We start from the raw sequence: 1,671 nt of genomic DNA, 5'->3' as shown, positions 1-1,671 counted from the left end.
CCTCGGTCTTTCATGACACGAGGGCCTGAGAGGCCGTAGATAGACGAGAGTGCCGCTCCGACAAGGGATGATGGGCTTACCACAGTCCAAACCATCCGAGTCGAGAGGGCACTCTCAAAGTGAAGCGTATCCCGGGCACTGGCCGCATGAAAGTCTCCGCCGACGGGCAGGGGGTCGTGTCTCATGCCGGGGTTGGCATGCTGCGAGAACTTGCTGAGCGAACCGGCCTGGTGGCCGGGCTTTCGGAGCCGCTTCTGGACTCCTATAAGGGCTTGCCGGTTCACGCTCCGGGCCGGGTGCTCACTGATCTGGCGGTCGCCGTGGCTGATGGCGCGATCAACATCTCCGGGATCCAGACTCTGACTGATCGCCAGGACGTTTTCGGGCCCGTGGCGTCGATGCCTACGACCTGGCGAGTCTTGGACCGGGTTACCGAAGACCGCTTGCCAGCGATCCGGAAAGCGCGTGCTGAAGCGCGCGCCAGGGCATGGGAGGCGGGCGCTGGCCCTGAAAACAGTGCTGAGGATGCTGGGCCGTTGGTGATCGATGTTGATGCGACCATCAGCATCGCCCACTCGGAGAAGGAGAACGCCGCCGCGACGTGGAAACGCACGTTCGGGTTCCACCCCTTACTGGCGTTCTTAGACAGACCAGAAATCAGAGGCGGGGAGGCCCTGGCTGGGATCCTGCGGCCCGGTAACGCCGGGGCCAACACTGCTGCTGATCACATCACCGTGATCGATCAGGCCCTCGACGCTCTGCCAGCTGCTGTGCGTCCCGGCGCTGAAGCCGGTCCTGGTGTGCTGGTGCGCAGCGACAGTGCTGGGGCTTCCCACGCTTTCGCTGATCACTGCCGAGAGATGGGCGTGGAGTTCTCTTTCGGCTACTTCCTGACCCAGCCCGTCCAGCAGGTGGTTGATCAGATTCCGGCTCAGTTGTGGCAGGCAGCGATCAACACCGACAGTTCCATCCGGGAGGGGGCGTGGGTGGTAGATGCTACCGACCATGTGAACATCAAAAGCTGGCCCGCCGGCACCCGCCTGATCCTGCGGAAGGAGCGGCCACATCCTGGCGCCCAGTTGTCCTTCACTGATGCTGACGGGCACCGGGTCACCGCGTTCATCACCGACACCGACCCAGAGGCCGTGGACCACAAGATTCAGGGCTTGGAGCTGCGTCACCGTCAGCATGCCAGGGTGGAGGACCGGATCCGGCAGGCCAAAGCCACCGGGCTGGCCCGATTCCCCGCCGAAGGGTTCGCGGAGAACCACGCGTGGCTGCAGGTGGTGATGATCGCCAACGACCTGATCACCTGGACAAAGCTCATCGCCTACAAAGACCACCCCAGCATTGGCCGGGCAGAGATTGCTGCGTTCCGGTACATGATCCTGCACACCGCAGCCCGCATCACCCGCGGAGCACGACAACTCAGGCTTCGGGTTGATGCCGGCTGGAGATGGGCCAACGAGGTCGCCCACGGCTACACCGCCATCCGCGACGCCTTCACCTGACGACCCGCCCACCTGCCCCAACGACTTAAGGAAATTTCGGAGAAACGGCCACCCGAGACGGCACCCTCGGGCCACAGCCGCGCCCTCATGCGCATTCTCAGCGATTCACCCGCGAGCATGCCCTCAGAACTCCTCAGCGGCGCCCCGTGAAAGAAGGAGG

At 63.9% G+C, this 1,671-nt stretch carries 1 protein-coding gene; it reads left to right on the top strand.

Going from position 1 to position 1,671, the window contains the following annotated elements; translation table 11 throughout:
• Positions 1-119 precede the first annotated feature (119 nt).
• Positions 120-1,511, top strand: coding sequence for an IS1380 family transposase (locus N7E59_RS11765; protein ID WP_390905052.1), 1,392 nt, complete (start codon positions 120-122; stop codon positions 1,509-1,511).
• The last annotated feature ends 160 nt before the right edge of the window (positions 1,512-1,671 follow it).

It is taken from the genome of Nesterenkonia marinintestina (assembly GCF_025420485.1).
GTDB lineage: Bacteria > Actinomycetota > Actinomycetes > Actinomycetales > Micrococcaceae > Nesterenkonia > Nesterenkonia marinintestina.
Note: the sequence above shows the minus strand (reverse complement) of the source record. Positions and strands in the feature narration are given on the sequence as shown.